Below are 6,194 nucleotides of genomic sequence, written 5' to 3' on the forward strand. Positions count from 1 at the left end.
GTCGAGACGACGGAACCGTCGGGCAGGGTCACCGGGGTGATCTCGCGGGCCCAGAAGCCCTCCTCGATGCGCTGGACGGCGAGGTTCTGGCTGCGCCGTGAGGTACCAGGCGTCGATGCCCCAGGCGTTGGGGCGCTTCTCGTAGAAGTAGAGCAGTCCGTTGGCGGTGGAGAGCTTCGGGACCGTGGAGGGCGAGCGGACGTCGCTCTCCCAGACGGTGTCGCAGCCGCTGCCGTCGGCGCGGACGTCGATCCGGGTCGCGCCGCCGACGACGCTGCGGCCGAGGAGGAGTGTACTCGGGTTCTCGTAGCCGTAGTTGTTCTCGACGACGAGGCTGTCGCCCCAGCTGATCAGGGAGTTGTCGGTGGTGGAGGCGCCGGATCCGAAGACGGGCACCTTGCAGACGAGCCGCTCGGCGGCGGGCACGTCGGCGCCCCTGCGGTAGACGAGGACGTTCATCCGGTCGTCGGCGTTGTCGGTGATGGCGACGTACTGGTCCCGGGTGCCGAAGAGGTCGGGGGTGGTGCCCGAGCCCTGGTTCACCGAGCCGGGCTTGGTGCCGGTCCCCCGGTCGTACGTCTCGCGCCACCGGACGCGGGGGACGCCGTCGGCGTCGGCGCGGAAGGCGTACAGGGCGTGGTCGGTGACGACGGAGACGCCGTCCTCGGCGACGGAGAAGGAGTTCTGGATCTCCTCGCCGTCGAGCCGGATCGCGCGCAGGGCGCCCGTGGCGGGGTCGACGGTGCCGACGCGGCCGAGGCGGGTCACCCACCAGATGCGGCCGTCCCAGTCCGGCATGACGGAGGTGACGGGGTCGCAGACGCCGCTGGGGAAGAGGTTGGTCCAGGTGACGCAGTCGTGCGGCACGAGGGAGGTGAGGTCCCAGTCGTCCTCGACGACGAACTCCCAGGCGCCGTCGGCCTTCTGGCGGTGGGCGATGCGCAGGACGTGCTGCCGGGAGTCGGCGAGGACGACCCGGTCCCGGTCGTCCAGGTAGAAGTAGGCGCCGCCGGAGGTGTCCTTGAAGATCTCGTCCTGGGCCACCAGCCTCTTTGCTCCCATACTCGTGGGAACTATTTACGGCATGAACTTCAACTCCATGCGGGAGCTGCAGTGGAACCTCGGATACCCCTTCACCATCGGCCTGATGGGGTGGTATGAGTCAGTTTGCATGTACTCTCCAAGCGGCGGGACTGGTTACAGGAGGCATCTGAGCCACACGCGCGGTGCGCACGGTTTACTCCTGCACTTCCACCCGAAACGCCCATATCGATCACTGGGGAGTCCCTGGGGAGAAGTGATGCGGGTGATCTCCTCGCCCTCCCCTCCACAGTCCCTCTGAGCTGGCCTTTGGGGGATCCGGAAGCGCTGGGGAGGATCTGGGGAGAACGGGACCGTCAGCAGCACCTCGCACCTACGCCATCAAGCCCGTTCGCCGGACGGTTCGCCACCCTCTGGACGGCTCGTCGACGTCGCGGCAAATCACCGTGAGTGACAGCGGGCCGGGCCGGTGAGGTGGCCTACCTCAGCAGGCGCCCCTGGAGAGGAATTTGCGCCGACAGGTGGCGCGGATCCTGCAGCTGCAGTCCTGGGACCCACCCACCGTCGGGAACTGTGGTTAAGCCGAAGCGACAGGCGGGCGGGCACCCCTCCACGATCCGCCGCCGAATCTCCGGCGACCTGATCCGCCCCCGCGGCCAAACCCCGCACCCCCGGGCCCGAAGCCGGCGGACGCTTGCGGACGAGGTGCCGGGGATCTCGGTGATCGGGAGGTCGTACTCCGGCGCTCCGAACTCCGCGACGGCCGACACCCAGCCGGAACCCATCACCACGGCAACGTCATGATCTCCACCATCAGTACGGGCGCGAAGCGCGGTGGCAGCCACTTCGGCTGCCACGTACGTGTCAGGCAGGAAGTCGTTCACGGGAAGCTCCATTGCTTTTCTCGGACATGGCTGGCGGCCGCCAGCCCATCTCTTGCCCGCTGGGGTACGCGGACCCGGCCGCAGCCGGGCGTTGCCGCGGAAGCGCCGGGATGACCAGCGAGTAGATGTCAGAAGCCTTCTTCCTCGTCGTCCCCTTCCAGCGGTGACGAGTTCCGTGGAATCCCGATGCGCCAAGGGTTCTGATCTTGAGAGGGTGTGCCCGTACGCCTCAGAACCGGGAGACGGAGCATCACCCGTGATCATCTTCGACACGTGCATCCTGCGCGGATGCGGCCTTGAAAGCAGCAGTGCTGATCTCCTGCGGGCGATCAGAGAGTCCGGGGTCGGGGTCGCCGCGCCGTGGATGGTGGTTGAGGAGCTCGCCGGCCAGCAGGTCGCGAAGTACCTGAAGCAGCACGACGCGGCTGCTCAGGCCCTCGGCTCCCTCCGCAGCGTCACGCCGTGGCAGATGGAGCCCGTGTTGGAAGCGTGCGCGCCGGAGGAAGTCCGAGGGTATTGGCGGAAGAAGTACGCCGACTTCGTCGGGACGATCCCCACGAGTGAGGCCGCCCTTCGGGAAGCGATGCGCCGCGAGATAAGCGGCCTCCCGCCGGCCAAGGCCGAGAAGCAGGGCAAGACGGGAGGACGGGACGCGGCCATCTGGCTGTCCGCCGTCGAATACGCAAGGAACAACCCCGAGGAAACGGTCTACTTCGTCAGCTCCAACACGAAGGACTTCGGCGATGGGACCGTGTACGAGTATCCGATGTTCGAGGATGTGGAAGAGCTAGGCGACCGGTTTGCGCTCCTCACGTCTCTGGACCAGGTCGTCGAGCGATTCACTCGTGAGGTCCAGGTGGACCCCGAGGCCGTCAAGGCCGCTGTCCTCGCGAAGGGGTCCGAGCGGGCTCTTGGCCGGCAGATCCACGACCTTCTGGCTGACAGTGCACAGGCCGGATTCGAGGCGTCCCTGTTCGACGCAACCGGAGGCGAGCGATCATGGACCTGGTTGCGCAATTGGAAGTTCGCTCCATTCGTGCAGGTCGAATCGATCGAGGACATCAAGGCCTACGCTATCGGTGACGAGATCTGGAGCACTGCGACAGCCCAGGTCACGACCGCGGGGTTGAACATGGCGCTGGGAGCGTCCGGCACCATCGCCTGCTCCATGCAGGTCCCGCTCCTCATCGGCCTGCAACACGACCGGGCTCCAGTCGCCCTGCGTATCAAGGCGGCGGGCCCCCTCGATGCAGCTGATGGTGCGAGGGCCGTCGAGATGGCTCGCAACCAGGTACGCGCATTGACGGAGATCGAGCGGCGCCTCCTGCTGCATCCCTGGGAGCGCGAGCTGCCTTCATGACGCCCATCTGACGCGGGGCTTGCCGGAGCTGCCAGCGATGCCGCGGCCGTTGCGGGGCGGCGCCGCGGATGGGCCTTCGAGGCAGGTTGCAGTCCCGTCTTCGTGGGCGCCCCCGAGGAACTCGCAGCCTACGAAGCAATAACCCAGTAGACCCGACGGTAAAAACCCAAGCTAAGGCTTGTCCCGTAAAGGCTCTTCGAGCAGGTGCGCGCGAGGCGGGCCGGGTTCGGTCCGCTTGTCTATCCGCTGAGGGAAAGGTTGTGCAGGCGAGCGATGCCGCTCATCGCGTGATGGACACCGTCGCCCTTCAATCGGCAGTCGCGAAGGATCTTCCAGGCTTTCATCCGGGCGAAGGCGTGCTCGATACGGGCACGGACCTGGCGGTGGGAGGCGTTGTGCTCTTCCTTCCAGGCAGGCAGTTTGCTCTGCCCGCGCTCGCGACGGTGTGGGATGAGCAGACCGGTGCCCCGGTAGCCGCCGTCGGCGACCACAGTGGTGCGGCCGACGGCGGCTTTGGGGCCGGACAGTTCCCATGCCTTGCAGTCATTGCGGTTGCCTGGCAGGGGCTGGCCGACCACCACGACGAGGCGGGTGTCGGCGTCGATGACGACCTGGTGATTCGTGGAGTAGCGGTAGTTCTTCGACTGCTCGGCTACCGTGTGGTCGCGTGTGGGGACCAGGGTTCCGTCCACGATCAACACAGTGTTCTTGCGGAACCGCTTGCGCGGCCGGAGCGCAAGCAAGGGGCCGAGGTGTCTGATGACGCGGTCGGCCGCAGACTTCGATACCCCGAACAGCGGGGCAAGTTGGCGCAGCGTCAAGTTTGTCCGCCAGTACGTCGTGACCAGCAGCACTCGGTCCTCCAGCGGCAGCCCCCACGGCCGGCCCCGCCGCACCTCATCGGCCCCCTCGCTGCGCAGCGCGGTCACCAGCTTGTCGAAACGGCGCGGGCTCAGCCCAGTGAACGGGGCTATCCAGGACGGGGCCGACGCCGTGATCACTCCAGTCACAGCAAGATCATGACGCCAAGCCGGGGCCCTGTAGCACCACCCCGTCACGGGCCGCCTGGTCAGGACCTCACTCCTAATGCCACATCAGGCAACGTTCGCCCTTGACGAGATCGCGTAGCCGTTCGTCGGCAGCGTTCTTGTTCCTCCAGATGGAGCAGGACCCGAAGGTCCTCGTGGCTGATGCCGTTGACCATCCCCTCGCGCAACGAAGGTGGGAAGAGCGGGCCGGCCGCCTCAGGGTCCGGTCAGCACACCGCGAGGAACAGATGCAGGGAGCGTAGGCGGAGCTGCGTGAACTCGGCCACCTGGCTGCCAAAGGAGCAGACGCCCCGCCCGTGCAGCGTCTGCACTGACGCATCCAGGACGGCGAACACGCGCTCAATCAGGCCGAAGTCGCGCTCGCGCTGACTGAGCATCGGCTCGACAACCTCCGAGAAGGCGCCTGACAGGCGGTCCGGGTCAGTCAAAGCCAGCTATCCATAGGATATTTTGACTCGCCTTCTATCTCAAACCGACTATCCAGAACGAACGAACGGGGAACGCCATGGGCATCACCAGGACCACTCGTAGGACGCAGGCCAAGATCGCCGTGTCCATCGGGGCCCTGGCCGCGGGCTCGCTCATACTCACCGCCTGCAGCGGAAGCAGCGACAGCGCCAGCGGCAGCAAGCGCGACGGTACCTACTACATCAAGGACGTCAACGGCACGTCCGACCTCGGCCAGTTGGTTGTCAAGGGCAACAGCGTCTCGCATCATGAGTACGACTGCGATGGTGTCTATGAGAAGCCGGACGTGACCAGCACCGGCGAGTTCAACAAGGATCAGTCCCAGATCATCTGGACGGTCGCTGGAGAGGACACCCGCAACGAGCGGACCGGCAGCGAGCCCATCTCGACCAGTGACACCTCGATCAGCATCAGCGGTAGCGTGTATGTACGTGACAGCTCCGATGCCGGCAAGGCTCTGCTGGACGGCTTCAAGGTCAAGTGCGGGAAGTGACGTAGACCTCCCACTCGGCCGGCCGAGCAGGGCAGAACCCCGTGGGCATCACGTCCGCGGGGTTCTGTTTCTCCTCGGCTGGTCAAGCCTCTGACGCCTACTCCTGAAGCTGCTGCGACCGGTACTCCTCGATCGCCTCCGGCGGCCAGCCAAGCGTCGGGTGGCCGCTGGCATCCATGTCTCGACGTACGTGCAGGGCAAACGTTGGCTGATGCAGCACTAGCTGCACCATGCTCAAGGCACCGCCAGGGCCGGGACGACGATCTGACGAGGAGCAGGACGTGGGAAGTCTGTTGAGGAGCGTCTCCGGAATCCGCTGGGGAGAACTGCACGACGCGACAGGCGCCGCGGCCGGCGGTATCCCACCTCTGCTGTCCCGAATCGCATATGGGGATGAGGACACGGCCCGCATCGCCATCGATGACCTGGGCGACGCCATCTGTGCGCTGGGCTTCGTCGTCGGCGAGGCGACAGCTCCCACGGTGCCGTTCCTTCTTGAACTGGTCGGGTCCCCGCACGTTGCTTGCAAGGCCGAGTTGTTAGACCTTCTGGGAAGCATCTGCCGGACCGACCAGTGGCACTCTGCCGCTGCGGCAGCGCATGACCGCAAGTACAACGCGAGCTACCGGCAGCAACCCGGCTGGGAGGCAGCCTCAAGGACAGCCGTGTACGCGGGCCGGTCCGTCATCGAGGGCGTTGCCTCCTCCATACGGTCAGAGGAAGCGACGCCTGCTCAGAAGTTTCTGCAGGAGATGGATGACACCCCACCGTTCCCGGAGCTATGAGCGGTCATTGCGGGACAGCCCTTAGAGGTCCTAACAGAAGCCACTGATGGTGTGACTGTCAGCTTGGATGCTCGTTGGGCCGTTCGTGGCGAAGAGGAACTCCCGGCCGTGGAT

At 66.0% G+C, this 6,194-nt stretch carries 5 protein-coding genes and 2 pseudogenes; 4 read left to right on the top strand and 3 right to left on the bottom strand.

All coding sequences use genetic code 11. The features are described 5' to 3' along the window. Positions 1–93: 93 nt before the first annotated feature. Positions 94–1,032, bottom strand: a pseudogene (locus ABZ318_RS38650) (hypothetical protein); the annotation flags it as partial. Between ABZ318_RS38650 and ABZ318_RS38655 the strand changes: the two are divergent. After that, a pseudogene (locus ABZ318_RS38655) lies at positions 1,025–1,161 on the top strand (CorA family divalent cation transporter); the annotation flags it as partial. The pseudogenes ABZ318_RS38650 and ABZ318_RS38655 sit on opposite strands and share 8 nt — an antisense overlap. A gap of 1,020 nt (positions 1,162–2,181) precedes the next feature. Then, positions 2,182–3,285 (top strand): PIN domain-containing protein, encoded by a 1,104-nt coding sequence (locus ABZ318_RS38660; protein WP_356907096.1) that lies wholly within the window; start codon positions 2,182–2,184, stop codon positions 3,283–3,285. A gap of 239 nt (positions 3,286–3,524) precedes the next feature. Here the strand turns inward: ABZ318_RS38660 and ABZ318_RS38665 are convergent, their stop codons facing one another. Then, positions 3,525–4,295 carry a transposase gene (locus ABZ318_RS38665; RefSeq protein WP_356907097.1) on the bottom strand — a complete coding sequence of 257 codons (771 nt, stop codon included), beginning with the start codon at positions 4,293–4,295 and terminating at the stop codon, positions 3,525–3,527. Positions 4,296–4,540: 245 nt separating this feature from the next. Next, positions 4,541–4,762: a hypothetical protein gene (locus ABZ318_RS38670; protein ID WP_356907098.1), complete on the bottom strand. Its 222-nt coding sequence runs from the start codon at positions 4,760–4,762 to the stop codon at positions 4,541–4,543. A 77-nt stretch (positions 4,763–4,839) separates the two neighbouring features. Between ABZ318_RS38670 and ABZ318_RS38675 the strand changes: the two genes are divergently transcribed. Both ABZ318_RS38675 and ABZ318_RS38680 read left to right on the top strand, forming a co-directional pair. Next, on the top strand, positions 4,840–5,295 hold the full coding sequence (locus ABZ318_RS38675; RefSeq protein WP_356907099.1) for a hypothetical protein: 456 nt from the start codon (positions 4,840–4,842) through the stop codon (positions 5,293–5,295). A gap of 281 nt (positions 5,296–5,576) precedes the next feature. Next, positions 5,577–6,080 carry a hypothetical protein gene (locus tag ABZ318_RS38680; protein ID WP_356907100.1) on the top strand — a complete coding sequence of 168 codons (504 nt, stop codon included), beginning with the start codon at positions 5,577–5,579 and terminating at the stop codon, positions 6,078–6,080. Positions 6,081–6,194 lie beyond the last annotated feature (114 nt).

The organism is Streptomyces sp. NPDC006197 (assembly GCF_040613865.1).
Classification (GTDB): Bacteria; Actinomycetota; Actinomycetes; order Streptomycetales; family Streptomycetaceae; genus Streptomyces.